This window comes from Hymenobacter lapidiphilus (assembly GCF_003417065.2).
Classification (GTDB): Bacteria; Bacteroidota; Bacteroidia; order Cytophagales; family Hymenobacteraceae; genus Hymenobacter.
Genome location: NZ_QVLT01000032.1, coordinates 21,046 through 46,332 on the forward strand (window position 1 = coordinate 21,046; position 25,287 = coordinate 46,332).

Here is a 25,287-nt window from a genome sequence, read left to right on the forward strand (position 1 = left end):
TTCTATCGACGGCATTTTCGCCGCGGTCGAGAGCCTGGCCATTGCCGGCTACCGGGCCTGCCGCGCCACCGGCCGCCGCATTCCCGACGACATAAAAATCATCGGTTTCTCCAACCTCGAAATGGCTGATCTGCTCGACCCGCCCCTTACCACCATCCGGCAGCCGGCCTACGCCATCGGTCGCGAGGAGGCCACCATCCTGTTCCAGGGCCTGATGAAAAACCGCGCCATCCTGACCAGCCAGAGCCAAGAGCTTAAATCAGAGTTGGTCGTGCGCGCTTTTACGGGCGGTTGAGGTTGGCCCTGTTATAGCAGCGGGAAGATAAAATTGTGCTAAGCTCTTTATTGATTGAAAAATCAAACCAATAGCCCCTGGCTGCGCTACCGCTGGTAGCAGGCCCGGGCGGTGACCGAAGCAGGCAACCTGCAGGTAGCCCACCACCCAGAGGTGCGCGCCCTGTACGTGGCCAGTAAGCTGCTGGCGCAGGAGCACGGTATTTAAACAGGACTTAGGCACTGGGAAATGTAGCGCGAAGCTCCTGCTTCACGTATTATTTCTGACTCTGAGTTGGTTTCGTTCTACGATACATGAAGCAGGAGCTTTGCGCTACAAGCCTACGCCCCCATTTTGTATAAGTCCTACTGGTATAAGGCTGGTGAAGCGCGGGGCAACGCCCAAAACGACCCGTTTCTACCACCCTCCTGCTTCCCTAGCGAAGTAGCCGCCGCGAGCCCCTACGTTTTCCGCGAAACGCCCACTGACGGCGGCCACATCGGTTTCGGCGAGGGTGCCCCGGATGGCGAGTATTACTCGGAGCGCCGCGCCATGGAGTTCCTGACGAGCGAGGTGCCGGGGTAGCTGGGTGGTTTTTTATAGTATTGCTTCTCATGCCTTGCTTGGCTTTTGCAGAGGGGCTGAGAAAGCAAGATTTTGGGGCGAGACAGAGTCCGATAACGGGCCCTTATGTACCCTATCTAAAGATAGTATCTTGCTTGATGAGAGAGGTATTGTGCTAGGCCTAGCAACTGATTATTTTTCAACTTTATGAAGCTTTCCGGTATTGTCTTGCTTTTGACTGTCTACCTAAGTGGACCTCGGGCGCATGCCCAGGCAGGTAAAGAGTCGCTTCGGCAGTTGGGCGGGGCACCGGTGGCAGATGACTCGGCTCGGCGGCCAGCAGCGGCCAGCGGCCAAGCTGATTCGGGTGTGCCGGTGCTATCAGGCCCGACAAGTCACTCACGGGTGGGGCTGAGAAGTGGGCTAGTGCTGAACGCTACACATGTAGCAGCGCACTATCCCTTGCTGGGCCGCTCATATCTGCTAGTGGACGGACAAAGCCGCTTGGCCCTAACGGAAGTGGGTTTCTACGAAAACGAAACCGGCTATTACCGCCGCGCCCGACCGCGGGGCAACCTCCGCGAGGTTACCCTGCGCCAAGTGCTGCCGGGGCGGTTGAGTGTGTACGAACCCCGAACCTCGCTTTATCGGCGGCTGTTCATGGGCTCGGCGCTGCTGTCGATGGGCAATCCTTGGGCAGCAGCTACATCGGCGGCTTTCCCCCCCCGGGGTCCCGTTTATTTTGCCAAAGACGACGGCCCGGTGTTCGCCCTCACGCACGGCAACTTGAGCCGGGCCATCCACGACAGTCCTGGCGCCCTGACCATGGAAGCCCGCGCCCGCCGTTATGAAGTAGCTAACACCGCCAGCGCTGTGTTAGGCATGGGCTTGCTGCTGGGCGGGTTGGTACGGGCCATTGGACACCTCGGGGGCGCTAATCTAAACGGCGACCTCACGCTGGGCATGATGGGAGCCAGCGTGCCCCTGCTGGTGGTGCCGCTGATATTGAAAAACAAGCCCGCCGTGCACCGGCGGCAGGCCATCGAGTTATACAACTATGCGCAGCAGCGGTAGGTAAGCCGGCTCTTTCGCGCAGCCCTTGGCGGTACCCTGAAGCAAACAGGATTTTAGGGGCAGTGGGGAAATACAAAAAGCCCCACTCTCTCCTAGGTTTTATCGCTTAACGTAATGGCAGTTATCCGACTGACCCCGGAATAATGGCAGGTTTGGTATTCCTGCGCGGGCTGCGGCCGGCGTGGTACTTTGGCGGGGGCTGAGCTTCAGGTTTGGGCGTTTACGAAACGCATTACCTTGGTGCGTTTCGTAAACTTTGAATCGCAGACGGGTTTCTTAAACTCTCCCTGCCCCCGTTGGGGCCAGTTGGCACCAAGTACAAGGCTGATTCCTGCCGTTCACTGAAAGGAGCCTTTATCGTGCATTCGGAATCAATGCCCGCAACGCTCGGCTCACGGCCAGGGCCTGCGCCCGGTTCGCGTTGTGCCCCACACAGGCTTCTTGCTCCGCTGGAGCGTAAAAGCTTACGGCCCGGATGGCCCGTTTGTCGATGAAGTAAAAGACGTACTGCTCTCCGTCCTCGACGGTGCAGGCCGCCGGCGCATTGGGCACGTTGCCGTCGCCAACCACGGCCCAGAACTGTGCGGGGTGCAGTTGCTGCCAAGTACGCCGCAGCACCGCTGGGTCCCCGGCGCGGGGCACCAGATAGCGGTTGGTATCGGGCGGCGTCGCGCGAAAGCGCGCGTCTTCCTGACTAAAGTGGCCGGTGAGCTGGCCAGGGTAGTAGTGCCCGAGCCCGTCGCGGTAGGGACTGGTGTAGGTGAAGGCGTCCACGCCGCCCCGGTGCTTGGCCAAGATGAGGTAGTTCGGCGAATTATTCCACGAGGACCCGTGGTGGTAAACAATGGTACTATCGTAATGCTGCTGAAAGAAGGTATGCAAGGGCGTTGGGGCTTGCGCCCAGCCGGGGAACGTTGCACTCAGCAAGGCTAGCAGGCAAGTCACACGCATCCAGTGGTGCGTCTTATCGGAGGGCAAATAGGGCTGTGGTTGCAAAGGCATAACGGGCTGGAAAGCTACATCTTTTCGAAATTGTGCCTGAGCCCTTCACTGTTTAGCCAAACGGTGATTTAAACAAGCCGCGCAGCCCTCGTAACGCCTTACAAACGGTGGTTCTAAAAGCGTTATGCGGGCTACGCGGGCACCACCACCACTTTCTTCGTCTCGAAGAACTCCTCCGCGAAGAAGTCGCTCAAATCCGTCACCTGGGCTTGGAGGCCGGACTCGGCAATTTCTTCGGTCAGGTCGCCGCCTTTGAGGTAGTAGAGGCCGCTGTGGGGGGCGGCTTCGGCGCGGGGCTTGTAGCGGTGGGCAATCCAGGTGTGAAAGGTGGCCAGGCGGGCCACGGCGCGGCTCACGATGTAGTCGTACTTGGAGGAGAGCTGCTCGGCGCGGATTTGCTCGGCCGTTACGTTGGTCAGGTGCAGGGTTTCGGCCATGTCTTGCACGGCCTTTATCTTCTTGCCGATGCTGTCGACCAAGTGAAATCTCACCTCGGGGAACACGATGGCCAGCGGCAGGCCCGGCAGGCCCCCACCGGTGCCCACATCGAGCACCGATGAGCCAGGCGCAAACCCCACCACTTTGGCAATGCCGAGCGAGTGCAGAATGTGGCGCTCGGTGAGGTTATCCATGTCGGGGCGAGCTACCAGGTTGAGGCGCTCGTTCCAGTCGCGGAACTCGGTTTCGAGCTGGCCGAACTGCTGGCGCTGGTGGTCGGTGAGGTGCGGGAAGTAGTGGTCGAGCAGGTTCATCGGGGGAGAATAAAACAGGGATGAAATAGAACGTCATTCAGAGCATGTTGCACTAAGCGCAACATGCTCTGAATGACGTTCTGAGGGTGTGTAAGTCCTCCCTTAGATAATTTCCTTTTTACCCTTCACCATGTCGTAGAGCAGCTCGCGGGCGCGGTGGAGCTGGGCTTTTACGGTGCCGAGGGGGGCTTTCAGCTCGGTGGCAATTTCCTCGTAGCTCAACTCGTCGAAGTAGCGGAGCGTAACGAGGCGCTGGTACTTATCGGGCAGCCGCGACACCACGTGCTGCATGATTTCGATTTTCTGATTCTTGATGGTCGTCTCCTGCGGGTTCAGGTTCTGGTCGCGGAAGTCGATGGTAATTTCGTCGCCGTTGTCAATCTTGATAGCCGAATCAATCGACATCGTCTTGATCTTATTCTTGCGGATAAAATCGATGCAGTTGTTGGTGGCGATGCGGAACAGCCAGGTGCTGAAGGCAAATTCAGGGTTGAATTTGTGCAGGTTCTTGAACGCCTTGGCGAAGGCCTCGATGGTGAGGTCGTCGGCGTCGTCGGTGTTGCGTACCATTTTCAGCACCACGTGATACACCGGCTTCTTGTAAATCTGCATCAGCTCGGCATAGGCCTTTTCGTCGTTGTTTTCAACGGCAGCCCGAATCAGCTTGAAGTCGTGCTTGGCTTTGGCGGAGAACTGTTTTTCCTGGTTTACTTCCATCGGAGCGAGCGGTTGAACAGCAGGGAAATTCCCAGAGCTAGATAAGTTACGAAATATATGGCATCGAGCAGCGGCAGCGCGGCGGCCGGCAGCTGCCCTTTGAGTCGACGGTTGATCTGTTGATAAACGGCTCCCAGGAGCACGGTTCGCAGCAGACACACAGTAGCCAAAGGTACCCAATTGACGGGAAAAAACAGCAGGCCGACCGCCAAGAAGTAGAACAAGAGATTGGCCCCCACGAATGTTCCAAGGCGGATCCTATCGGCCAAGCGGTACTGCTTGCCGGCCGACAGATGCCGGCGTTTCTGCCGCCACCAGGCGCCCCAGGTAGCCGCGGCTTCGCTGATTGTGTGGGCCCCCGGCTGGGCTACCACGGCCGCCCGCACCCCAGCGGCCACTGCGTCCTGCACCAGCAGGTCGTCGTCGCCGCTGAGCGTGCGGATGTGCGAGGCGAAGCCCTTGGTAGAGCGGAACACGGCCCGGGTGTAGCCCAGGTTGCGGCCCACCCCCATATAGGGCCGGCCGCGCCAGGCGAATGACAGATACTGCGCCCCCGTGAGCAAAGTTTCAAACCGGATTAACTTATTCAGAAACCTCGGTTCGGGCGCATAGGCCGAGTAACCGAGCACCAAGCCGGCCCCATCGGCGAAGCCGCGCTGCATGTACCTGACCCACTGGTTAGTGGCCGGAATGCAGTCGGCGTCGGTAAAGAGCAGCCGCTCGTGGCGGGCGGTTTTGATGCCCAGCGTGAGGGCGTATTTCTTGGGCGCCAGGCCGGCCGGGGTGCTGCGGATGGTTACGAGCCGCACGCCCGGAAACTGCGCGGCCAGCGTGCCGGAGCCGTCGGTCGAACGGTCGTCGATGAGGATGATTTCGAAGCCGGCGGGGTAATCCTGGGCCAGCAGTAGCGGCAGCAGGCGCAGCAGGTTGGCGTGCTCGTTGTGGGCGCACACGATTACCGACACGGGCTCCTCATCGGGGGCTACGGGCTCGGGCGGGCGGCGGGCAAAGGCCCGGAAGTAATAGGCGGCAAAGTAGAGCTGCACCAGCACGGCCGCCAGCAGCAGCCAGATGGCCGGCGAGAAGGAGAACGACATAAAAGTTTCGAAGCCGCAAAAGTAGGCATTCAATGTACCTTTGCAGGAAGAAGCCAGGAGTTAGGAGCGAGAAGATAGAAGCAGGGCCTACGGGCCAGTTTTCCACTTCTTCCTTCTAGCTCCTCGCTTCTAGCTCCTAGATTCTCCGTAATAATGACTTTCGACCTTCTCACGACTGACCCGCACTCCAAGGCCCGCGCTGGGGTAGTCCACACCGACCACGGGTCGATTGAAACGCCTATTTTTATGCCTGTGGGCACGGCTGGTACCGTGAAAGCCGTGCAGCAGCGCGACCTGAAGAACGACATCAACGCCCAGATTATCCTCGGCAACACCTACCACCTGTACCTGCGCCCCGGCCTCGATATTATTGCTAAGGCGGGCGGGCTGCACAAGTTCAACGGCTGGAACCGGCCTATCCTCACCGATTCGGGCGGCTACCAGGTGTACTCGCTCAGCAACACGCGCAAAATCAAGGAGGAGGGCGTCAAGTTTCGCTCGCACGTGGATGGCAGCCAGCACCTGTTTACACCCGAGGGCGTGATGGATATTCAGCGCACCATCGGGGCCGATATTATCATGGCCTTCGACGAGTGCACGCCCTGGCCCTGTGAGTACGACTACGCGGCCCGTTCGCTTGACATGACCCACCGCTGGCTCAAGCGCTGCATCGCCCGCTTCGATAGCACCGAGGGCCACTACGGCTACTCCCAGACGCTATTCCCGATTGTGCAGGGCTCCACGTTCAAGGATTTACGCATTAAGTCGGCCGAGTTTGTGGCCGAGCAGGGCCGCGAGGGCAACGCCATTGGCGGCCTGAGCGTGGGCGAGCCGGCCGACATGATGTACGAGATGACCGAGCTGGTCTGCGACATTCTGCCCCAAGACAAGCCCCGCTACCTGATGGGCGTGGGCACGCCGGCCAATATCCTGGAAAATATTGCGTTGGGCGTGGATATGTTCGACTGCGTGATGCCCACCCGCAACGCCCGCAACGGCATGGTCTACACCACCCAGGGCATCATGAACCTGGCGGCCCGCAAGTGGGCCGAGGATTTTGAGCCGATTGACGCGGAGCTGGGCGGCTACGTGAGCACGTTTTACTCGCGCAGCTACGTGCGCCACCTCTTCCACAGCAAAGAAATGCTCGGCCCCCAGATTGCCTCCATCCACAACCTCACCTTCTACCTCTGGCTGGTAAAGCAGGCCCGCCTGCAAATTCTGGCCGGCACGTTTAGGGAGTGGAAAGAGGTAATGGTGAAGAAGCTGATGACGCGTCTGTAGTTTAGTGCTTAGGTGTTCGTTGTTAGTGCTTAGGGCAGAACGACGAACACCTAAGTACTCGGCACTAACAACGAAGCACTAAGTTGAAGATTCTCGATAAGTACATCCTCGGCAAGTTTCTCACCGCGTTTTTCTTCACGGTGGTGCTGCTCGTGTCGGTTATCTGCGTGATTGACTTCACGGAGAAGAACGACGACTTCATTCAGCACGACCTCGGGGCCTGGCAGATTCTGACGGAGTACTACCTGAACCTGTTTCCATACTTTGCCAACCTGCTCTCGCCCATCACCGTGTTTATTGCTGTGGTGTTCGTAACGGCCCAGCTGGCCTCGCGCACCGAGGTGGTGGCCATGCTGGCCTCGGGCATCAGCTTCAAGCGGTTTCTGCTGCCCTACGTGATGGGCAGCGCCATTCTGGGGCTCCTCACGATGGCCATGACGGGCTGGCTGATTCCGATTGCCAACAAAACGCGGGTCGAGTTCGAGAAGGCCTACATTAAGAACCCCTACCGGTTCAGCGGGCGCAACGTGCACATCAAAATCGGGCCCCAGGATTACGCGTTCATGGAGAGCTACGACAACGTGAACAACGTGGGCTACAAGTTCGCGCTCGAAACCATCGACGGGCAGCTGCTCAAGCGTCGCCTCACGGCCGAGGCCATCAGCTGGGACTCGACCAAGCAGGCCTGGCACCTGACGCCCCAGTTGATCCGCACCTTCAACGGCGAAAAGGAAAGCCTCAAAACTCTGGCCGCCCGCGACACCACGCTCAACCTGTTCCCGAAGGACTTCGCCAGCACCTACCGCCTGGCCGAAACCCTCACGCTGCCCGAGCTCAACCGCTACATCAACACCAAAATAGCCCGCGGCGCCGACGATACGCAGGTGTACCTGAGCGAGAAATATGAGCGATTTGCCTATCCCTACGCCATGTTCATCCTGACGGTAATCGGGGTGATTATGAGCGCCCGCAAGAGCCGCGCCGGCGTGGGCGGGCAGATTGCGCTGGGCTTCGTGCTGGCTTTCGTGTTCATCATCTTCGTGATTCTGAGCCGCAACCTGGCCGCCGTCGGCACCCTGTCGCCCCTGCTGGCCGCCTGGGTCCCAAGCATTGTGTTCACCATTATCGGCGCCGTGCTCTACCGCGTGATACCGCAGTAATGAGGCATCCTGGGGCACGAATCGAAAAGAACGTCATCCAGTAGCCAAGCCCCCAAACCCCTCAATGAAAGACTATCTGCGCCTGCATTTTATCGTGTTGCTGTGGGGCTTCACGGCCATTTTGGGCAAGCTGATTACGGTCCCGCCGGTCGAGTTGGTGTTCTGGCGCACGGGGCTGGCGAGCGTGGGCCTGCTGGGGCTGCTACTGGTGCGCCGCCGGCCCTGGCGCATGCCGCTGCCCGATGTGCTCCGGCTGCTGGGCGTGGGCGCTATTGTGGCCGCCCACTGGATTGCGTTCTTCCTCTCAGCCCGGCTGGCCTCGGTGAGCGTGAGCCTGGCCGGCATGGCTACGCTGGCCCTCTGGACTTCGCTGCTGGAGCCGCTGGTGCTCTGGCGCAAGGTGCGTGGCTACGAGGTGGCGTTGGGTTTACTCACGATGGTGGGCCTCTACATCGTATCGCAGGCCGAGCTAGGGCAGCTGCTGGGACTAGGCGTGGCTATTATATCCGCCGGGTTGTCGGCGCTGTTCAGCGTAATCAACTCCAAGCTGGTAAAGAAGCATCCACCGCTCAAGCTCACGCTGTACGAGATGGTGGGTGCCTGCCTGAGTATCGCGCTATTTCTGCCGCTCTACAGCGAGTATTTCACCAACGGCAAAGGCCTGCAGCTTGCCCTGCACGGCTACGACTGGCTGTGGCTGGCGCTGCTGGCCGGCGTGTGCACGGTGTACGCCTTCTCGGCCTCAGTCGAGCTGATGAAGCGCATTTCGGCCTTCGTGGTTAACCTTACCATCAACCTGGAACCCGTATACGGCATCATTATGGCCGTCATCCTGTATTCGTGGGGCGTGGCGGGTTTCGAGGAAGAAAAACTCTCGCCCGGCTTTTACATCGGCACCCTCATCATCCTCATCAGCGTCCTCATTCACCCGCTGCTCGACCGTTGGGATAAGCGCCGGCTGCTCCGGCGCAACCCGGTGCTTACCTAGGGATACAATGCGCCATTACAGCTGCCCGCTCCAGACCGTGTAGCCCGTCGGCCACACCAGCTGCGGGGCCTGCGGCAGCTCCGGAAACAGCCCGTACACGGCCGAACCCGAGCCCGACAAACTGGCGTAGGCGGCGCCGGCGGCATAGAGCTGCGCCTTCACCTCGGCCAGCACCGGGTAGGCCGGCGTCAGGGCTTCCTCAAAGTCGTTACTGATGGTGGTGCGCCAGGTGGGCATAGGGGCCTGCAGGCTCTGGCGCAAATCGTGGCGCGGGGTGCGGGGCACCACGCGGGCGTAGGCCTCGGCCGTGCTGATATGTAGGTTGGGGTACACCACCAGCGCCGGCGTACCGCGCAGGTCGAGGGCGAAATCGTCGAACATATCCCCCCGCGAGTAGGCAAAAACCGGCTCGTTGCGGATAAAAAAGGCGCAGTCGGAGCCCAGGCGGCGGGCGTAGCTTTCGAGCTTCTCGGGTGGCAGCTCCAAATCGAACTGGCTATTGATAGCCTTCAGGGCGAAAGCGGCATCGGCCGATCCACCACCCAGGCCGGCCCCGATGGGCACATCCTTGTGCAGGTGCATTTGTACCGGCGGCAGGTCAAAGTCAGCGGCCAACAGCTCGTAGGCCCGGCGGCACAGATTGGTTTCGGGCTCGCCCGGAATGGGCAAGCCACTGAAGCCAAGGCTGGTTTCGGACCCGTCGGGCGCGGGCAGCACCTCAAAGGCATCGCACCAGGGCAGCGGCACAAACACCGATTCGAGGTTGCGAAAACCATCGGGCCGCAGGCTGGTAACGTAGAGACCCAGATTGAGCTTGGCGTTGGGAAAAACGAGCATAGATATTGAAAAAGCCGTTAGCAGTTAGCTGCTGGCTGTTAGCTTTGGGGAGAAACTCTGCGCAATATTCCAAGTTTTGCCAGGATAACGGTTTTCATCAACTATTTCTTCGCTGCCTTGGCTCGCCCAACGAAAGCTAACAGCCGACAGCTAACCGCTAACCACCCCCCAGCCAGCTGGTATGCCCGCCACGGCAAGCGCCTGTTCGATGTGACGCTGGCCGCCCCGGCCCTGCTGCTGGCCGCCCCGCTGTTGCTGCCGGTGGCCCTGGCGTTGGCCGTCCAGAACGGCGGGCCGTGGCTGTTCCGCCAGCCCCGGCCGGGCCTTGGGGGTCGGGTATTCACCTTCTATAAGCTCCAGACTATGCCCGACCGTCGCGACGAGGCAGGCCAGCTGCTCTCCGATGCTGAGCGCCTGCCGCGGCTGGGCCGCTGGGTGCGGGCTGCTTCCCTCGACGAGCTACCCCAGCTCTGGAACGTGCTGCGCGGCGAGCTGAGCCTGGTGGGCCCGCGGCCGCTGCTGGTGCAGTACCTGCCGCTGTACTCGCCCGCGCAGGCCCGCCGCCACGCCGTGCGGCCCGGTATTACGGGCTGGGCCCAGGTGAATGGCCGCAACGCCCTGAGCTGGGAGCAGAAGTTCGCTTTCGATGTCTGGTACGTGGATAACCTTTCTTTCTGGCTGGATTTACGCATTTTGGGGCGCACCGTGGCCCGCGTACTCGGGGCGCGGGGCGTTTCGGCCCCCGGCCAGGCCACGGCCACGGCCTTCACCGGCACGCCGGCTTCTTCTTCCGATTCCAATTCCAACCGCTAACCGTGCACATTTCCAGCAGCCCCGCTACTCCGGCCACCATTGCCCCACCCCAGCCCGTAACACCGCGCCGACTGGCCATTTTTGGGGCCGGCGGACTGGGCCGCGAGGTGCTGGTGCTGCTGCGGCAACTCAACGCCGTGGCTCCCACCTGGGAGCTGCTGGGCTTCTACGACGACCAGCCGCCCGCCACCGACCTCATCCACGGCCTGCGCTATCTGGGCACGGCTGCCGACCTGAATGCCACGCCCGAGCCGCTGGCCGTGGCCGTAGCCGTGGGCAGCAGCGCTAGCCGGGCCGGAGTGGTGGGCCGCCTTACTTCGCCGCTGCTGCATTTCCCGGTGCTCGTGCATCCAGGCGTCAGTGCCGAGTCGTTCCAGCATCTGCAGCTCGGGCCCGGCTGCATCATCACCCAGGGCTGCATTCTCACCACCGATATCCGCCTGGGTCGCCACGTGCTACTAAACCTGGGCTGCACCGTGGGCCACGATGCCGTACTGGACGATTTCTGCTCCCTGATGCCCCACGCTAACGTGGGCGGCGGGGCTCACCTGGAAGCCGGCGTGTACCTGGGCACCAATGCTACCGTGCTCCAGCAAGTCCGGATCGGGGCGCGCACCGTACTTGGGGCCGGGGCCGTGGCTATCCGAAACCTGCCCGCCGACTGCACCGCCGTGGGTGTACCGGCCCGGGTGGTTGACAGGAAGGATTAAATCTGCTCGCCACCAGCCCAAAGTCCCAGCAAAACCTCCTTTTACCTCCGCGCATCCCCCCGAACCTCTGCGAGAAAACTCACCCATGCACAGCCAGGATTACGACCGCCTTTACCTCTCCCCTCCCCACCTCGGCCGCCACGAGCTTAACTATCTGCACAAGGCCATCGAGGACAACTGGGTGGCCCCAGTCGGCCCCAACCTTGATGGATTTGAGCAGGATGTGTGCGCCTTTACCGGCATGAAGCACGCGCTGGCCCTCAACTCGGGCACGGCCGCCATCCACCTAGGGCTGCGGCTGCTGGGCGTGGGGCCGGGCGATGAGGTGCTCTGTCCCTCGTTCACGTTCGTGGCCACGGCTAACCCCATCACCTACCTTGGGGCCACGCCGGTGTTCATCGACAGCGAAGCCGAAACCTGGAACATGTGTCCCGACCGGCTGCGCGAGGCGCTGGAAGACCGGCGCCGCCAGAACCGTCTTCCCCGCGCCATTATCGTGGTACATCTGTACGGGATGCCCTGCCAGCTGCGCGAAATTATGGCGCTGGCTGAAGAGTTTGGGGTGCCGGTGCTCGAAGATGCAGCCGAGGCATTAGGCGCGACCTATGAGGGCAAACCGCTGGGCTCGTTCGGGGCAGTAGGCGTTTTCTCCTTCAACGGCAACAAAATCCTGACCACCAGCGGCGGCGGCATGCTCGTGACCAACAACGCCGCCTGGGCCGCCAAAGCCCGCGCCTGGGCCACCCAGGCCCGCGACGATGCGCCCCACTACCAGCACTCGGAGCTCGGCTACAACTACCGCCTCAGCAACCTGCTGGCCGGCATCGGGAGGGGCCAGATGGGCCTGCTGGATGACCGCGTGAAGAAGCGCCGCGAAATTTATGCCTGGTACCAGGACAAGCTCCAGGGCCTGCCCGGCCTCTCATTTGGCCCCACTGAGCCGGCCGGGGGCCGCTCCAACCGCTGGCTGACCTGCCTGCTCCTTGACCCCGCTGAAACGAGTGTTACGCCCGAGCAGCTCCGCCTCCACCTCGAAACCCGCAACATCGAAAGCCGCCCGCTCTGGAAGCCTTTGCACCTGCAACCGCTTTTTGCCGGAGTACCGATGTATGGCGGGGCTATTTGTACCGATTTATTTACCCGCGGCCTCTGCCTGCCCGCTGGCTCGGCCATGACGGAAACCGACCTGCGCCGTGTAGCTGAAGCCATTAGAGCTTTGTGGCCCGCCTAAAATAAGCATAACCCGCTGATGGGTGGCACATAAGGTTCCATTGCTGGTTCTCAAAGTACAAAGCCTAACTATAGTAGTATATCCGAAGCTACAAGGGTACGTTATTTCCCTTCATCAGTCAGCGCACAAAAAGGCCACGCCCGTTGCAGCAGGCGTGGCCCGAAACCAGCTTCACATGCGGAAGATGTGTTGCCGGCTGGAATAGAACGGAGCAGCGCGGAGCCGCCGGGCTAAGGACTGACCAGATTGATGCTCAAGTTGAAATACAGCGGATTACCCAGGGAGTTGTCGTAGAGTGGGTTGTTGTCGCCAGTGGGGTTCTGATCGTTGAAAACATTGAAGCGGTAGTTATAGCGGTAGCCAGCCTGGGCCGAGAGCCAGACAAAGCCCGCCAGTTGCCGCTCATACGTCAGGCGTGGCTTTAGCTCGCCCCGGCGCAGGTATGCATCCTGGCCATTCACCATCCCGAGGTAGTAGGCGTTGCCTTCGATTTCGTAGCCGATTGTGAGCAGGGAGTTAGCCCCAAAACTACGGCGCAGGTTCACGCGGGCTGGAAATACGGCCTCCAGTCCCCACTTGGGGTTAAAGGTGCGGTAGTAGTACACCACCGGAATGTGCAGCAGTTGCCCGGCCCGGTAGGTGCGCGTAAGCCCCAGGCCCCACATAAAGGCTTCCGAGCGCTTCCAGCCGTATATAGCCGTTCCGCTGTAGGTAAGCGCCTTGCTGCTAACGTCGTCGAAGTTGCGGTAGGTACCGTTCAGGTCGACATTACCCTGGATAAGCAGGTAACGGACGTCGTTGAGGGGCTTGAACACCGTGGCATTGAAACCCGTGGAGCGCAACCCGTCTTCCATTGCCCGAAACAGCGGGGTCCGGTTGGCGTTGGCAATACCTACCCCAGTATTCCAGTAGGTCAGCCCCAGGTTCAAAATAAGGCTGGAATTGGAAATAACCGGCGCATTGAAGCCCAGCCGCAGCCCGGCAAACCGGTCAACCGGCTCGGTTCTTTCTTCCAGTTCACCTACACCAACCGTATGCGGACCAACTGAGGTTATATCAAACGGGAGTTGATATTCGTAGCCTACCGAAATAAGCTTGGTGGGGCTTTGCGACAGCACTTTCTGGCTGGCGTAAGGGCGGCTTTCGGTAGCATCGGCGTTGCCGAAGCTACCGAAATCATCCACACCCAGCGAGTCGGGGGCAGAGGGCAAGTCTTGGGCACCGGCAGAGGGGGCGGCCAACAAGGAGCCTAAGGCTAGCAGGGAGCCCAAAAAGCAGCGGAGGGTAAGATTTAGCATCTCCTTACTTCTTAACCTGCCGCTTCCACACATCGGTGCGGCCAAAGAGCGACACGCCGATAAAGCCGCGCACTTCCAGCGTGTTGGGGTCCACGAGCGTCATCTCGCAGGAATAGTCGCTGCCGTTTTTAGGGTCGTAAATATTGCCACTTTCCCATTTATTATCGCCGGCGTAAGTGAAGCTGCGCATGTTCACGAGACCCTTCAGGGGCTTTTTGCGGGCTACTTCGTCGGGGTTGTTGGCATCGGTGCGGGGCGTACCATCAGGGTTATTGGGCACCTTCAGCCACACCAGCCGGCCGAAATACTTATCGCCGCTTTTGTAAATCTGAATCATGCCCGTGCCCTCGCCGTTTTTCCACACGCCCAACACGGCATCGGGATTGTCGGCTAAGGCCGCAACGGAGCTAAACAGGCAGACAAGCAAGATCAACAGGCTCTTTTTGAACTGGTTCATAGGGAGTGAGAAGTTAAATTGAATAGCTAAATGTATAATGAGCTAATCCAAAATCAAAGTATTACTATTCCAAAAAGTAGTTTTAATACCATTTTAATCTATGCTTTTCCTCTCGAAGCATAACTGCGTCCGATTATACCGTTGACCAACAGAATATTGCACCTCGGTTTAAGCAGGAAAAGCCACTCGCATTGTAGCGTTTACAGTCGGCTGTCAATGACGGAGAAAGAGGCAGATGAGTATGCTCATTTGCCTCTTTCTACTGCCTGCACCTGCTGATGAAACCTCCTAAAATGCGGCCAGCGCCTGCTGCAAATCGGCCAGCAGTTCGTCGGCCGGCTCGATGCCCACACTCAGGCGTACCAGTCCGGCCGTAATACCCAGCTCCTGCCGTTGCTCTTCGGTCAGGGCCCGATGCGAGGTACCAGCCGGATACGAGAGCGACGAATCGACGCCCGCCAGCGAAGGTGCGAACGGGAACCGCTGGCTGGCCCGCATGAAGCGGCTCACGGCCTCGGTCGTATCGTCGGCGAGCCGGAACGAAACCATACCGCCGAACCTTCCCCCGCCTTGGTCGGTGGCCAACTGGTGCTGCGGATGGGTGGGCAGACCCGGGTAGAACACCTCCCCCACGGCCTCATGACCGGCCAGCAGCTCGGCTACGGCCTGGGCGTTGCGGCAGTGAGCCTCCATCCGCAGGCGCAGGGTTTTCATTCCGCGCACGGCCAGCCAGCTTTCCATCGGACTTAGGGTTAGCCCAAACAGCGTCCCGATTTGCCGGAGCCGGGCGGCCTCTTCGGGTGTGCGGGCCACTACCGCGCCGGCCGTTACGTCGGAGTGGCCAGCCAAGTATTTGGTTACGCTGTGCATCACCAAATCGGCCCCGTGCTCGAAGGGCCTGGTAATTACGGGCGAGGCGAAAGTATTATCCACTACCAGCTTCAGGCCCAGCGCGTGGGCGGCATCGGCGGCGGCCTGCAGGTCGATGACGCGCAGCAGTGGGTTGCTGATGGTTTCGCACAACAGCAGCCGGGTGCGGGGCTGCGCGTGCGCGGCCAGGTTGGTGGTCAGGTCGGCGAAGGGCACGTAGCTCACCGTAATGCCCAGCCGGCTCAGCTCCTGGCTCAGCAGCGCCGACGAGCCGCCGTAGATGTCGGCCGCGCACAGTACATGGTCGCCGGCCTCGCAATAGGCCATAACTGCCGCGAAAATGGCCGCCATACCCGATCCGGTAGCCACCGCTCCGGCCCCGCCTTCCAGCTGCGTTACGGCCGTCGCCAGCTCGTCGGAGTTGGGGTTGCCGTTGCGCGAGTACAGATAGCGGCTGCCCGGCTCCCCGAAATACAGTTCCAGCTCGTTAAGGTCCTCAAACTTGAAAACCGAGGTCTGGTAAATCGGGGTGATTTTGGGGTGGATTTCCATAAATCGCTGATTCGCGCTGATTAATCGTGATTTCTCTGATTTCTTTTTCGTTCTACTTTTTTCCGCCTTCTTCTACAAGCTCAGCAAGTCAAAATCAGCGTCATCACGGTTAATCAGCGCGAATCAGCGATTAAAGCAGAAAAGCCTTTCCCGCAAAGGAAAGGCTTTTCAATGTAAGCTGAAACCGCAGGTTACGCCGAAGCGCCCTCGGCAAGCACTATAACGTTGTTGCGCAATACTTCCACCACGCCGCCTTCAACCTGAAAGCGGGTGGCGCCGCCGTTGATGACAATTTCACCGGCTTTCAGCGCTGAAATAAGCGGGGCGTGGTCGTTGAGGACTTCGAAAAAGCCATCGGCTCCCGGAAACCGGGCCGAGTTAACCTCGCCTTCAAACACCTTGCGGTCGGGCGTGATGATTTCCAGATGCATAGTTTTTGAGTTGTTGGCTGTTGGCTGATGGCTGTTAGCTGATGACCGAAGTCAGCAAATAGGCAGCTAACAGCTAATGGCCATCAGCTAACAACTCAAAATTACTTGGCTTCGGCAATCAGACGCTCGCCTTTGGCTACAGCATCCTCGATGTTGCCAACGAGGTTGAACGACGCCTCGGGCAGGTGGTCGTGCTTGCCGTCGATGATTTCGTTGAAGCCTTTAATGGTGTCCTTGATGTCAACCAGCACGCCTTTGAGGCCAGTAAACTGCTCGGCCACGAAGAAGGGCTGCGACAGGAAGCGCTGCACGCGGCGGGCGCGGTTTACTACCTGCTTGTCCTCCTCGCTCAGTTCATCCATGCCCAGAATTGCAATAATGTCCTGCAGTTCCTTGTAGCGCTGGAGCAACTCTTTCACGCGCTGGGCGGTGTTGTAGTGCTCGTCGCCCAAGATGTCGGCCGAAAGGATGCGCGAGGTGGAGTCGAGTGGGTCAACGGCCGGGTAGATACCCAGCTCGGCGATTTTCCGGCTCAGTACCGTCGTGGCGTCCAGGTGGGCAAACGTGTTGGCCGGAGCCGGGTCAGTCAAGTCGTCGGCAGGTACATACACGGCCTGCACCGAGGTGATAGAACCACGCTTGGTGGAGGTAATCCGCTCCTGCATGGCACCCATTTCGGTAGCCAGCGTGGGCTGGTAACCTACGGCCGACGGCATGCGGCCCAACAGTGCCGATACCTCGGAGCCGGCCTGCGTGAAGCGGAAGATGTTGTCGATGAAGAACAGGATGTCGCGGCCGGCACCAGTGCCGTCGCCATCGCGGAAGCTTTCGGCAATGGTGAGGCCCGAGAGGGCTACGCGGGCCCGGGCTCCGGGGGGCTCGTTCATCTGGCCGAACACCAGCGTGGCCTGCGACTTCTCCATCTCGGCCATATCGACCTTGCTCAGGTCCCAGCCGCCTTCTTCCATCGAGTGCTTGAACGCCTCGCCGTAGCGAATGATGTTGGCCTCAATGAATTCGCGCAACAGGTCGTTGCCTTCGCGGGTACGCTCGCCGACGCCGGCAAACACCGACAGACCTTCGTAGGCCTTGGCTACGTTGTTGATGAGCTCCTGGATAAGGACGGTTTTGCCTACGCCGGCACCGCCGAACAGACCGATTTTACCGCCCTTCACATAAGGAGCCAGCAAGTCGATTACCTTGATGCCGGTGAAGAACACTTCCGACGACGTGGCCAGATCCTCGAAGGCCGGAGCCGAGCGGTGGATGGACATCGGACCGTCGCTCTTGGGCTGCGGAATGCCATCAATGGCTTCGCCAATTACGTTGAACAGGCGGCCCTTCACCCCTTCGCCGGTCGGCATGGAGATGGGCGCGCCCAGGTCACGTACGCCGGCGCCACGGGTCAGACCCTCGGTCGAGTCCATGGCGATGGTACGAACCCGGTCTTCGCCCAGGTGCTGCTGCACCTCCAGCACGATCGTCTGACCGTTGCCTTTGGTTACTTCGAGTGCGTCGAGAATATTGGGAAGCTTGGAGTTTTCACCCGCGAAGCTCACGTCCACGACGGGACCGATAACCTGGGTGATTTTGCCGGTATTCGCCATTGCTATGTATAGGTTGGGATTGGGTGCAACGATTCAGGCCGCAAAACTACGGCTTAATCGTGGCATTGCCAAAGCCCGTGACGACGGGCTTTGATCAACTTTTTTTTCGGCATCTGAAACCCTGATTTTCAGCCCTGAAAGCTCCTTCGGTGTCTAGTGCATCCTCGGTTCTGACAAAAATTTTTCGTCGGAAATTTGCCTGCAATAAAAGCCTCTGTACATTTGCACAACCAAACGGCATGGCTTAGCGGCCTGCCGCCCGGAAATTGTCCGATGGTGTAACCGGCAACACGCTTGATTTTGATTCAAGAGAGTCCAGGTTCGAGCCCTGGTCGGACAACCGACACACACAACGCGAAAGGCGCTGATTCTTCCTCCCCCGGAAGAGTCGGCGCCTTTCGCGCTTTAGCAGACCACGATTAGCGCGATTTTAGCGAATTTCACGGATGACGAGAGGCTAAATACGCCAACCACAAAATCCGTGAAATCCGCTAAAACCCGCGCTAATCCGTGGTCCTCCTCGTTCTCCCCTCGCGCCACCTTGTGTTCGGCCGGTGGGAGAATTTTTCATTTCCACCCCTTACCTTCTTAACACCTTATCCTCATGGCTCAGCAAGTCAAGATTTTCGCCGGTAACGCCTCCCACGAGCTAGGCGAAAAAATTGCCGAAGCTTTCGGTCAGCCGCTCGGCGACCTGAGCATTCAGCGTTTCGCCGACACCGAGCTGGGGCCCAGCTTCAACGAGAGCATCCGGGGTTGCGCCGTGTTCCTGATTCAGAGCACCAACCCGCCGGCCGAAAACCTGATGGAGCTCATGCTGATGGTAGACGCCGCCAAGCGCGCCTCGGCCGCCTCGGTAACCGTGGTGATGCCCTACTACGGCTACGCCCGCCAAGACCGCAAGGACAAGCCCCGCGTGAGCATCGGGGCCAAAGTGGTGGCCGATTTCGTGCAGAGCGTGGGCACCGACCGCCTAATGACCTGCGACCTACATGCCGGCCAGATTCAGGGCTTCTTCGATATTCCCGTCGACCACCTCGATGGCGCCACCGTAATGGCGCCTTACATCCAGTCGCTGGGCCTGAATGATTTGATTTTTGCCTCGCCCGATGTGGGCGGCGTGGTGCGGGCCCGGGCCTTCGCCAAGAAGTTTGGGGCCGAAATCGTGGTCTGCGACAAGACGCGCCTACGGGCCAATGAAATTGCCTCGATGCAGGTAATCGGCGACGTAACGGGCATGAACGTGGTGCTCGTCGACGACATCGTGGATACGGCCGGCACCATCTGCAAGGCTGCTGAACTGCTGATGGAGCGGGGGGCCAAATCGGTGCGGGCCGTAATTACGCACGGCGTACTTTCGGGGCCGGCCCACGAGCGGATTCGTAACTCGATGCTGGAGGAGCTGGTAATTACCGACACGATTCCGCTGCAGCAGGAAAACCCCAAAATCCGGGTTATCACGCTGGCGCCACTCTTCGCGCAGGCCATCCGCAACGTAGTTACCCACGAGTCCATTAGCTCGCTATTCATTTAACGAGAGTCGCCATTTTCGCTCTCATGGTGCCGGAAGCATATAAGAGGCTGTTTGGAAGCCATTGACACCAACATGAACGTCATGCTGAGCGCCGCCGAAGCATCTCTACCGCTTCGCTGAATTACTATTGCAACGAAGCGGTAGAGATGCTTCGGCGGCGCTCAGCATGACGTTCGTTTGACTTTCTAAACAGCTTCATTGTCTGCTTTCTTTCCAGATTTCGGGAGCAGTTAGGAAGCCGGAGGAGAATTTGGCACGGTCTTGATAATAAAACGGAGGGGAAGGGAACTTTCTCCTCCGTTTTATTTCTACCGCTATGAAAACTCCGCTACTCCGCTTCACTTCTGTTGGTTTGCTGGCGCTGGGCCTGCTGGCTGGCTGCACCACTACAGTCCACATGCAGTCGTTGGCCCCGGCAGCAGTGACTATGCCCAGCAACATGCAGCGCATTGCCACGGCCAGCCGGGTGTTGCCGGAAAGCGGCCGCGACAAATTTTTCGACGTGCTGGAGGGGATTTTTACTAGTGAAGGGCTGCAAGTTGACCGGGCCGGCACCGAAACCTGCGCCCTGAGTGTGGGTGAAGCGTTGATGCGCAACAGCCCGCGCTTCCGCGTAACGCCAGCCAACCTCCAGCTTGTAGGTCGCACCCGTGAGTTCTTTCTGCCACCCTTGGCGCCCGGCTACGTGCGGCAAGTGTGCGCCGAAACTCAGGTAGATGGCCTGGTAGTGCTGGAGGCCTTCGACTCGGATATGCAGGTAACCCAGCGGCAGGAGGAGCGCGTCATCAAGGAGAAGGACAAGCCCGACCGCAAGGTGGCGGTAACGGTGGCAATGATGGAAATGCGCCTCGTAACGGGTTTCCGGACCTACGGCCCCGATGGCACCGTGGTAGACCAAGCCAAGCAGGAGGACCGGATGCACTGGACCAGCGAAGGCCCTACCTACCAGGATGCCCTGCGCCAACTGCCACCGCCCGCCGACTGCATCCGGGAGCTGGCCACCCGCATTGGCGACCAGTATGCCCGCCGCATTGCGCCTTCGTACGTGAACCTCGCACGTGAGGTGTACACCAGCACCCGCAAGGATGCCTACATGCAGCAAGCCAAGCAAATGGTAAACGCCACCGACTGGACTCAGGCGGCGGGTGCCTGGCAAAAAGCGGCGCAGAGCTCCGATTCGAAAGTCGCGGGTCGGGCTTACTACAACCTTGCCGTGTTTGAGGAGCTAAACAACCGCCTGCCTGAAGCCATCGAATACGCTCGCAAGGCAGCGTACACGCACCAGCTTCGGGCCGCCAACGGCTATTTGCGCGAGTTACAGCAGCGTCAGCAAGCCGAATTGGTGGCGGCGGAGCAGTTGCCGGGCGCATCGGCCGACTAATGGCTTGGTGGTTTGCCGGGGCGCGGGCGGGGTTTCGCAGTAAGGGGTTGCCATTGGGGTTTCAATTGCCGATCCATCTTTCTATCTTTGCGGCCCGTTTGCCTGCTGTGGGCAAGCGGATTTTCCTCCAAAGCACACTTTTATGAAAAGCCTCGAGATTGTAGGGTTTAAAAGAGCGAATCTCGGTAAGAAGGACGCCAAAGCGGTCCGCCTCGACTCGTACGTACCATGCGTACTGTACGGCGGCGCCGAGCAAGTGCACTTCTCCGTTCCTGCTATCCTGTTCCGCGAGCTGCTGTACACCCCCGAGGTGCACATCGTCGACCTCAACATTGAGGGCACCATGTACCGCGCCATCGTGCAGGACTCGCAGTTCCACCCCGTGAACGAAATGCTCCTGCACGTTGACTTCCTGGAGTTGCAGGAAGGCAAAGAAGTGAAAATGGATGTTCCCGTAAAGTACGTAGGCGTATCGCCGGGCGTACTGGCCGGTGGCAAGCTGGTAAGCAAGCTCCGCAAAATCAAAGTAAAGGCTACCCCCGAGAACCTGCCCGACTACGTGGAGGTTGACATTTCGGAGCTGGCGCTGGGCAAGTCGATCAAAGTTGACAGGGTTGAGGCAAAGGGTTATACCATCCTCAGCAGCCCCCAGGCCCCGATTGCTACCGTGGCCATCCCACGTGCCCTCAAAGGCCAGCTGGCTGCCGACAAGTAAACCACAGATCAGCGCGGATTTTAACGGATTTCACGGATTTTGTGAACGATTCGTTGAAATCTAGCTATTCTATCAGAATCAAAAGAGCCGCCCCAGCAACGGGGCGGCTCTTTTGCTTTTCGGTTGTACTGCCGGCATTGCGCAACTACGCCTACTTTTGCACTGGGGCTTTTCCACGGATTCCCTGGCCGAAGCCAATTACAAAATCCGTGAAATCCGTTAAAATCCGAGCTAATCCGTGGTCTTTTTGATTTTATGCCTGGGCAACATCGGGCCCGAATACGCTGATACCCGGCACAACGTGGGCTTTATGGTGGGCGACTGGCTGGCCCGCAAGCACGAGGCCGCGCCCTGGCAGCTGGGCCGCCACGCGTTCAGCACCGAGTTCAAGCACAAGGGCCGCCGTTTCGTGCTCGTGAAGCCGACCACCTACATGAACCTGAGCGGCAAGGCCGCCGCCCACTGGCTCAGCGCCCTCAAACTCGAAAAGGCCCAGCTGCTGGTGGTCACCGATGACCTCGCCCTGCCCTTCGGCAAGCTCCGGCTGAAAGCCAAGGGTTCGGCCGGGGGCCAGAACGGCCTCAAGCACATCCAGGAAACCCTAGGCACCGACGAGTACGCCCGCCTCCGTTTCGGCATCGACTCCAGCTTCGGCCGCGGCGACAGGTAGATTACGTGCTCAGCCCGTTCTCCGCAGACGAGCACATCGACTTGGACGCCCGCCTCGAAAAAGCCGCCGAAGCCGTGCTGGCCTTCGGAATGCAGGGCGTGGAACGCGCCATGAACGTGGTGAATGTGAAGGAGGCGTAGAAGTAAGTATAGAGAAGTGAGAAAAGGAATGTCATTCTGAGCGAAGCCGGAGGCGAAGTCGAAGAATCTCTACCGCAGTACTGACTCCTAATGATGGAATTACCATTGCGGTAGAGATTCTTCGACTTCGCCTCCGGCTTCGCTCAGAATGACGTTCCTTTTTTGGCCTACGCTATCCCCGAGCCCGGCCGCACGGCGCTGCTGGGTTGCATCAGGCTCAGCACGCCGTCGGCGTTTTCGGCCATCAGCAGCATTCCCTGGCTCTGGATGCCTTTGATTTCGCGGGGGGCGAGGTTAAGTAGCACCTGCACCTGCTGGCCCACCAGGGCTTCGGGCAGGAAGTGCTCGGCAATGCCGCTCACGATGGTGCGGGGCTCTTCAAAACCTAGGTCCACGCTTAGTTTGAGCAGCTTTTTGGTTTTGGCGACCTTCTCAGCAGCTACAATGGTGCCGATGCGCAGGTCCATCGTCTGGAACTGCTCGAAGCTGATGTCCTCCTTAGCGGGGGCCGAAACGGCGGCGGCCAGGTCGTTGGCTTTTTTGGTGTCGAGCAGCTTCTGGACCTGAGCTTCCACGGTGGCGTCTTCGATTTTGGTGAACAACAGGGCTGCTTCGGCCAGCTGGTGGCCGGCGGGCAGCGCGTCGGGACGGGCGGCTTCGGGCCAAGTGCCTTTCTCGGTGTTCAGCATGCGGCCCAGGCGAGCGGCGGCTTCGGGCAGGAAGGGTTCGAGCAGCGTTACGAAAGCGGCCGTCAGCTGCAGCGAAACGTGCAGCACGGTGCCGGTGCGGGCTTCATCGGTTTTGATGAGCTTCCAGGGCTCCTGGTCGGCCAAGTACTTGTTGCCCAGGCGCGAGAGGTTCATCAGCTCGTTCAGGGCGTCGCGGAAGCGGTAGTTCTCCAGCAGCTCGCCAATGCGGGCCGGGAATTCGCCCATTTGGCGCAGCACTTCCTCATCTTCGGGCGTGAAGCCGGCGCTGGCCGGCACCTGGCCACCGAAAAATTTGTGCGTTAGTACCACGGCCCGGTTCACGAAGTTGCCCAGGTTGGCCACCAGCTCGTTGTTGTTGCGGGCCTGAAAATCTTTCCAGGTGAAGTCGTTGTCCTTGGTTTCGGGGGCATTGGCGCAGAGCACGTAGCGCAGCACGTCGGCCTGGCCAGGGAAATCCTGCAGGTACTCGTGCAGCCACACGGCCCAGTTGCGGCTCGTGCTGATTTTGTCGCCTTCCAGATTCAGGAACTCGTTGGCGGGCACATTATCGGGCAGGATGTAGTCGCCGTGGGCCTTGAGCATCGTGGGGAAGATGATGCAATGGAACACGATGTTGTCCTTGCCAATGAAGTGCACGAGCTTCGTACCGGCATCCTTCCAGTAGGGCTCCCAGGCGCCGTCGGGCAGCAGCTCCTTGGTAGCCGAGATGTAGCCGATGGGTGCATCAAACCACACGTAGAGCACCTTGCCCTCGCCACCGGGCACCGGCACGGGCACGCCCCAGTCGAGGTCGCGCGTCACGGCCCGGGGCAGCAGGCCTTGGTCAATCCACGATTTGCATTGGCCGTACACGTTGGCTTTCCAGTCGTGCTTGTGGCCTTCCACAATCCAGGCGCGCAGCCAGGGCTCGTACTCGTTCAGGGGCAAATACCAGTGCTTGGTTTCGCGCAGCACGGGCTGGTTGCCACTCAGCATGGAGCGCGGGTTGATGAGCTCGGTGGGCGAAAGCGACGTACCGCACTTCTCGCACTGGTCGCCGTAGGCGTTATCGTTGCCGCAGTTAGGGCAGGTGCCCACGATGTAGCGGTCGGCCAGAAACTGATCGGCCTTCTCGTCATAATACTGCTCCGACACCTGCTCGATGAACTTGCCATCGGCATGCAGCTTGAGGAAAAAGTCGCTGGCCGTTTCGGCGTGGACTTTCGAGGAGGTGCGCGAGTAGATATCGAACGACACTCCGAAGTCGCGGAACGAGTCGCCAATGAGGGTGTGGTACTTATCGACCACCTGCTGGGGTGTTACGCCTTCCTTCTGGGCCCGGATGGTGATGGGTACGCCGTGCTCGTCGGAGCCGCAGATGAATTTCACATCGCGCTGCTGGGCGCGCAGGTAGCGCGTGTAAATGTCGGCGGGCAGATATACACCGGCCAGGTGGCCAATGTGAACGGGCCCGTTGGCGTAGGGCAGCGCGGCCGTTACAGTGTAGCGTTGGGGTAATTCAGGCATATTTGAGGAGCAAGGGCGGCTGGTAAAGTGCTGCCGCGGAGGGCCGGCCGGATATCCGCGGGGGTGCAAAGGAACGAGTAAAACCAGGAACCGGGCCACCCGCCGGCTGGAGCGGGCGCTACGGGCAGCCCTGTATGTATAATTTCCACTATATTTAGGACAACCGCCTGTACAATCGGCCGTATCTTCTTTCGTTGCTTTCTTTCCCAACATTTCCCGATCCCGCCATGAGCAAATCATCCAAAGAAAAGTCGGCCAAAAAAGACAAGTCGAAAAAAGAGAAATCAGTAAAGAAGAACAAGGTTGCCAAAGCGGCTAAGGACCCCAGCGAAAAAGCGCAGGCCAAGACCGCAAAGTCAGCTTCGGCAGCCCTCAACAGCCAGAAAGCCGGCAAAAAGGACAGCCCGAAAAAAGCGCTTAAAAATGCTGCCAAGCAGTTGCAGAAGGAGCTGGACGCCCGTATCAACGAGGTAGTGAAGCGCATCCGCAAGGATACCAAGGCCAAGCTGCAGGAGGTGGTGAAAGATGCCACCCGCCGCCTCGATACCGACGTGGAGCACCTCTTCGAGCAGGCCCTGCACACGATAGTGCGCGGCCAGGAATCCGGTACGTCGGCTGCCTCCGACAGCATTTCGACCACAGCTAACCCGACCACACTACCCGAAGCAGACTCAGCAGCAGGTTCTGCGACGACCAAACCCACCGTGCGCCGCCGTAGTACGACCGGCACGGCCGCAACCAAGCCGGCCACTAAACCGGCGGCTAAGGCTTCGGCCGCTACGGGCGGGCGCTCAGGCGCGGCCCGCAAGCCGGCAGTGCCCACCAACCCCAGCCCGGAAACCGGGTCGGGCTCATAGGCCGGAATCCACCTTCCGCTGAAAAGCCTAACGCCTTGCTACGTAGCAACGGGCCG

The 25,287-nt window shown here is 59.8% G+C and carries 24 protein-coding genes, 1 tRNA gene and 1 pseudogene; 15 read left to right on the top strand and 11 right to left on the bottom strand.

Annotated elements, in window-relative coordinates:
• Positions 1–13 precede the first annotated feature (13 nt).
• The 3 genes from D0N36_RS15640 (at position 14) to D0N36_RS15650 (ending at position 1,912) form a co-directional block, all read left to right on the top strand.
• The gene (locus tag D0N36_RS15640) at positions 14–295 is read left to right on the top strand and encodes a substrate-binding domain-containing protein (RefSeq protein ID WP_262895332.1); all 282 of its coding nucleotides are present in this window, start codon (positions 14–16) and stop codon (positions 293–295) included.
• Positions 296–628: 333 nt separating this feature from the next.
• A complete protein-coding gene (locus D0N36_RS15645; protein ID WP_190242716.1) occupies positions 629–859 on the top strand; it encodes a hypothetical protein in 231 nt (76 codons plus the stop codon).
• A gap of 441 nt (positions 860–1,300) precedes the next feature.
• A complete protein-coding gene (locus tag D0N36_RS15650) occupies positions 1,301–1,912 on the top strand; it encodes a hypothetical protein (protein ID WP_147320939.1) in 612 nt (203 codons plus the stop codon).
• Positions 1,913–2,266: 354 nt separating this feature from the next.
• Here D0N36_RS15650 and D0N36_RS15655 read toward each other — a convergent pair whose 3' ends face one another.
• The 4 genes from D0N36_RS15655 to D0N36_RS15670 form a co-directional block, all read right to left on the bottom strand.
• Positions 2,267–2,794 carry a hypothetical protein gene (locus D0N36_RS15655; RefSeq protein WP_147320940.1) on the bottom strand — a complete coding sequence of 176 codons (528 nt, stop codon included), beginning with the start codon at positions 2,792–2,794 and terminating at the stop codon, positions 2,267–2,269.
• Between the two features lie 251 nt (positions 2,795–3,045).
• Positions 3,046–3,666, bottom strand: a complete 621-nt coding sequence (gene rsmG / locus D0N36_RS15660) for a 16S rRNA (guanine(527)-N(7))-methyltransferase RsmG (RefSeq protein WP_116942783.1) — start codon at positions 3,664–3,666, stop codon at positions 3,046–3,048.
• A 102-nt stretch (positions 3,667–3,768) separates the two neighbouring features.
• Positions 3,769–4,383, bottom strand: coding sequence for an RNA polymerase sigma factor (locus D0N36_RS15665; RefSeq protein WP_092738715.1), 615 nt, complete (start codon positions 4,381–4,383; stop codon positions 3,769–3,771).
• Positions 4,374–5,480: a glycosyltransferase gene (locus tag D0N36_RS15670; RefSeq protein WP_147320941.1), complete on the bottom strand. Its 1,107-nt coding sequence runs from the start codon at positions 5,478–5,480 to the stop codon at positions 4,374–4,376. Before D0N36_RS15670 ends, D0N36_RS15665 begins: the two co-directional genes overlap by 10 nt.
• 153 nt (positions 5,481–5,633) lie before the next feature.
• Here D0N36_RS15670 and tgt point away from each other — a divergent pair, with 153 nt between their 5' ends.
• The 3 genes from tgt to D0N36_RS15685 all read left to right on the top strand — a co-directional run bounded on the left by tgt (position 5,634) and on the right by D0N36_RS15685 (position 8,912).
• Positions 5,634–6,764, top strand: a complete 1,131-nt coding sequence (tgt, locus tag D0N36_RS15675) for a tRNA guanosine(34) transglycosylase Tgt (RefSeq protein WP_116942785.1) — start codon at positions 5,634–5,636, stop codon at positions 6,762–6,764.
• A gap of 83 nt (positions 6,765–6,847) precedes the next feature.
• Positions 6,848–7,924 (top strand): LptF/LptG family permease, encoded by a 1,077-nt coding sequence (locus tag D0N36_RS15680; RefSeq protein ID WP_116942786.1) that lies wholly within the window; start codon positions 6,848–6,850, stop codon positions 7,922–7,924.
• 64 nt (positions 7,925–7,988) lie between these two features.
• Positions 7,989–8,912 carry a DMT family transporter gene (locus D0N36_RS15685; protein WP_116942787.1) on the top strand — a complete coding sequence of 308 codons (924 nt, stop codon included), beginning with the start codon at positions 7,989–7,991 and terminating at the stop codon, positions 8,910–8,912.
• A 15-nt stretch (positions 8,913–8,927) separates the two neighbouring features.
• On the opposite strand, the gene D0N36_RS15690 is transcribed toward D0N36_RS15685, so the two are convergent.
• Positions 8,928–9,749: a 4-(cytidine 5'-diphospho)-2-C-methyl-D-erythritol kinase gene (locus tag D0N36_RS15690; RefSeq protein WP_116942788.1), complete on the bottom strand. Its 822-nt coding sequence runs from the start codon at positions 9,747–9,749 to the stop codon at positions 8,928–8,930.
• 117 nt (positions 9,750–9,866) lie between these two features.
• On the opposite strand from D0N36_RS15690, the gene D0N36_RS15695 reads away from it, so the two are divergent.
• The 3 genes from D0N36_RS15695 to D0N36_RS15705 all read left to right on the top strand — a co-directional run bounded on the left by D0N36_RS15695 (position 9,867) and on the right by D0N36_RS15705 (position 12,503).
• A complete protein-coding gene (locus D0N36_RS15695; protein WP_317191494.1) occupies positions 9,867–10,562 on the top strand; it encodes a sugar transferase in 696 nt (231 codons plus the stop codon).
• A gap of 2 nt (positions 10,563–10,564) precedes the next feature.
• A complete protein-coding gene (locus D0N36_RS15700; protein WP_116942789.1) occupies positions 10,565–11,272 on the top strand; it encodes an acetyltransferase in 708 nt (235 codons plus the stop codon).
• Positions 11,273–11,357: 85 nt separating this feature from the next.
• Complete coding sequence (locus tag D0N36_RS15705) at positions 11,358–12,503, top strand: DegT/DnrJ/EryC1/StrS family aminotransferase (RefSeq protein ID WP_116942790.1); 1,146 nt, start codon at positions 11,358–11,360, stop codon at positions 12,501–12,503.
• A gap of 230 nt (positions 12,504–12,733) precedes the next feature.
• On the opposite strand, the gene D0N36_RS15710 is transcribed toward D0N36_RS15705, so the two are convergent.
• From D0N36_RS15710 to atpD, 5 genes are all read right to left on the bottom strand, one after another.
• Positions 12,734–13,714 (bottom strand): DUF6268 family outer membrane beta-barrel protein, encoded by a 981-nt coding sequence (locus D0N36_RS15710; protein ID WP_242478946.1) that lies wholly within the window; start codon positions 13,712–13,714, stop codon positions 12,734–12,736.
• Between the two features lie 91 nt (positions 13,715–13,805).
• Complete coding sequence (locus D0N36_RS15715; RefSeq protein WP_116942792.1) at positions 13,806–14,258, bottom strand: DUF2147 domain-containing protein; 453 nt, start codon at positions 14,256–14,258, stop codon at positions 13,806–13,808.
• A gap of 288 nt (positions 14,259–14,546) precedes the next feature.
• A complete protein-coding gene (locus D0N36_RS15720; RefSeq protein ID WP_262895333.1) occupies positions 14,547–15,701 on the bottom strand; it encodes a trans-sulfuration enzyme family protein in 1,155 nt (384 codons plus the stop codon).
• A 170-nt stretch (positions 15,702–15,871) separates the two neighbouring features.
• Positions 15,872–16,111, bottom strand: a complete 240-nt coding sequence (gene atpC / locus D0N36_RS15725; protein ID WP_116942794.1) for an ATP synthase F1 subunit epsilon — start codon at positions 16,109–16,111, stop codon at positions 15,872–15,874.
• Positions 16,112–16,212: 101 nt separating this feature from the next.
• Positions 16,213–17,718, bottom strand: coding sequence for a F0F1 ATP synthase subunit beta (gene atpD / locus D0N36_RS15730; RefSeq protein ID WP_116942795.1), 1,506 nt, complete (start codon positions 17,716–17,718; stop codon positions 16,213–16,215).
• Positions 17,719–17,985: 267 nt separating this feature from the next.
• On the opposite strand from atpD, the gene D0N36_RS15735 reads away from it, so the two are divergent.
• The 5 genes and pseudogenes from D0N36_RS15735 (at position 17,986) to pth (ending at position 22,158) form a co-directional block, all read left to right on the top strand.
• A tRNA-Gln gene (locus D0N36_RS15735) sits at positions 17,986–18,058 on the top strand.
• 264 nt (positions 18,059–18,322) lie between these two features.
• Entirely contained in the window at positions 18,323–19,252 is a 930-nt protein-coding gene (locus D0N36_RS15740) for a ribose-phosphate pyrophosphokinase (protein ID WP_116942796.1), read from the top strand.
• 316 nt (positions 19,253–19,568) lie between these two features.
• Positions 19,569–20,633: a DUF6340 family protein gene (locus D0N36_RS15745; RefSeq protein WP_116942797.1), complete on the top strand. Its 1,065-nt coding sequence runs from the start codon at positions 19,569–19,571 to the stop codon at positions 20,631–20,633.
• 142 nt (positions 20,634–20,775) lie between these two features.
• Positions 20,776–21,348: a 50S ribosomal protein L25/general stress protein Ctc gene (locus D0N36_RS15750; protein ID WP_116942798.1), complete on the top strand. Its 573-nt coding sequence runs from the start codon at positions 20,776–20,778 to the stop codon at positions 21,346–21,348.
• A gap of 238 nt (positions 21,349–21,586) precedes the next feature.
• Positions 21,587–22,158: pseudogene (pth, locus tag D0N36_RS15755) on the top strand (aminoacyl-tRNA hydrolase).
• 167 nt (positions 22,159–22,325) lie between these two features.
• Here the strand turns inward: pth and metG are convergent.
• Complete coding sequence (metG, locus tag D0N36_RS15760; RefSeq protein ID WP_116942799.1) at positions 22,326–24,374, bottom strand: methionine--tRNA ligase; 2,049 nt, start codon at positions 24,372–24,374, stop codon at positions 22,326–22,328.
• A 227-nt stretch (positions 24,375–24,601) separates the two neighbouring features.
• On the opposite strand from metG, the gene D0N36_RS15765 reads away from it, so the two are divergent.
• Complete coding sequence (locus D0N36_RS15765) at positions 24,602–25,231, top strand: hypothetical protein (protein WP_116942800.1); 630 nt, start codon at positions 24,602–24,604, stop codon at positions 25,229–25,231.
• Positions 25,232–25,287: the final 56 nt, after the last annotated feature.